This is a genomic window from Allobosea sp. 05T439 (assembly GCF_056396005.1).
The window spans coordinates 1-2,504 of record NZ_JBFTKP010000102.1 but is presented as its reverse complement, the minus strand read 5'-3'; the positions used below and the strand labels follow the sequence as shown (position 1 = coordinate 2,504).

The window sequence follows — 2,504 nt, the reverse complement described above, 5'->3', positions numbered from 1 at the left end:
TCCGGCAGTGCCGGCTCTGGCGGTGGCCATGACTTCGAGGGGATCGCCTCGGCCGGCGGCGGCTCGGGCGGCCACCACCCCGGCCCGGGCGGCCATTCCGGCCCGGGCGGCGAGAACCCTGGCGGACCCGGTGGCGAGAATCCCGGCGGTCCCGGTGGCCCCGGGAGCCCGCGCAGCAACCGCGCCCCGCTGCTTGCCGGTGTGGTCAGCCTGCGCAGCATCGGGCGCTGCGAGACGTTGCTGATCACCGCGATCGGACTGCTCGCAGGGGCGCTGGATCCTGATGGCGATGTGCTGGCGATCCGCAATCTCACCGCCTCCAGCGGCACGCTGACCGCGGTCGAGGGTGGCTGGGAGTTCAGCCCGACGCCCGGCTATTTTGGCCCGGTGACGCTGAGCTATGAGGTCAGCGACGAGACCGTCGCGGTCGCACAGACCGCGCTCTTCAGCGTCGTCGAGTTCACCGAGATCAACGGCACGGCCGGCGATGACAGCCTGACCGGGACCGAATGCGCCGACCTGATCGACGGGCGCGACGGCAATGACGTGATCGACGGCCGCGGCGGCTCCGACATCCTGCATGGCGGCGCCGGCAACGACTTCATCCGCGGCGGCGGCGGCCATGACCTGATCTATGCCGGGCGCGGCAACGACATCGTCTATGGCGGCGAGGGCAACGACACGATCTATGGCGGCGACGGCGACGACCAGCTCTTCGGCGAGGATGGCGACGACATCATCTTCGGCGAGGCTGGCGATGACATCATTATCGGCGGCGCCGGCAACGACCAGCTCTCCGGCGGTGACGGCAATGACGTGATCCAGGGCGGCACCGGCGACGACCAGATCGCCGGGGATGCCGGCAACGACGTCATCCATGGCGACGAGGACGACGACACCGTGGATGGCGGCGCCGGCAACGACGAGCTTCATGGCGATGCCGGCGACGATCACGTCATGGGCGGGGCCGGCAATGACCAGGTCTATGGCGAGGACGGCGACGACATCCTCGACGGTGGCGACGGCGACGACTGGATCGACGGCGGAGAAGGCGACAACACGATCTTCACCGGCGACGGCAACGACACGGTCCGAACCGGCAACGGCAACAATGTCGTCACCGGTGGCGCTCATGTCGACCTCGTCCAGTTCGGCGCCGGCCAGGACACGGCCCAGCTCGGCGCCGGCGACGATGCAGCGGCCGGTGGCGGCGGCAACGACCGGCTCTTCGGTGAGGCTGGCAACGACACGCTCTCCGGTGATGCCGGCGACGATGTGCTCGATGGCGGTTCCGGCGATGATCATCTCGCGGGCGGCGCCGGTGACGACCAGATCCATGGCGGGACCGGTAACGACATCGTCTTCGGCGGCGATGGGTGCGACCGGATCGAGGGCGACGCGGATGACGACRTCGTCTTCGCCGGCGCCGGCGACGAYMGGGTCGAGGGCAATGYCGGCAATGACCGGCTCTTCGGCGAGGCTGGCGACGACCGGATCGAGGGTGACGCGGGAGACGATATCGTCGATGGCGGGGCGGGCAACGACCGGCTCGAAGGCGGCAGCGGCGCGGATACGCTCGATGGCGGTGGGGGCAGGGACCGGGTCGAAGCCGGGTCCGGCAACGACGTGATCATCGGCACACTCGATGCCACGGCCGATTGCTATGATGGCGGCAGCGGCTGCGACACACTGGATTACTCCCAGGCGACGCAATGCATCGACATCAACCTGGTCGAGGGCAAGGCGGTCGGCGTCGAGATCGGCGAGGACAGCTTCTCCAGCATCGAGGCGGTGATCGGCGGCAGCGGCAACGACCACTTCACCATCGGCGCTGATGCGGTGACGCTGACCGGCGGTGCCGGCGACGACTGCTTCTCCTTCGACGTGCCCTATGACGCGGACGATCGCGACCTGATCCACCGGATCCTCGATCTCGAGGCCGGCGACCGCATCGTCGTCAAGCAGTACCAGATCGGCACGGATGACGACCCCGCCGCCAATGCCGCTGCGGACGGAGCAGATCCGTTCGCCACGGCCTATGGCGACGAGGCCGACGCTGCCGGCCGGCCCTTCCACTTCCGCATCGAGAAGATCGGGGACGACGACCGCACCTATGTCGACGTCTTTCTCGAGCAGCATGACGAGAAGGACTACTCGATCGAGATCCAGGGCAGTCACAGGCTTTACTATTACTGACCTCGGCGCGTGGCCGCAGGGCCACGCATCCCGGGTCCGCTGACGGGAGAGACGGATATGACCAGGCGCAGTATCGCATCGCAGGCGGGCGGGGATGCCAGGGAAGGGCGCGAGCCGAATTTCGGGCTCGGCCGGCATATGCTCGCCGGCACGGCGCTTGCCCTGCTCCTGGTCGTCGGCTGCGGCGGCTGGGCCGCCAGCGCCCATCTCAACGGCGCCGTGATCGCCCAGGGCTCGATCAAGGTCGATCAGAACCTCAAGGAGGTGCAGCACCGCGACGGCGGCGTCGTCCAGGCGATCGGGGTGCG

General features: G+C 68.7%; 1 protein-coding gene and 1 pseudogene. Both read left to right on the top strand.

Features of this window, described 5'->3' with window-relative positions; translation table 11 throughout:
• Positions 1-2,196, top strand: a 2,196-nt coding sequence (locus AC1DIO_RS35140; RefSeq protein WP_476854931.1) for a calcium-binding protein, incomplete at its 5' end; no start/stop codon positions are given.
• Positions 2,197-2,253: 57 nt separating this feature from the next.
• Positions 2,254-2,504, top strand: a pseudogene (locus AC1DIO_RS35135) (HlyD family type I secretion periplasmic adaptor subunit); the annotation flags it as partial.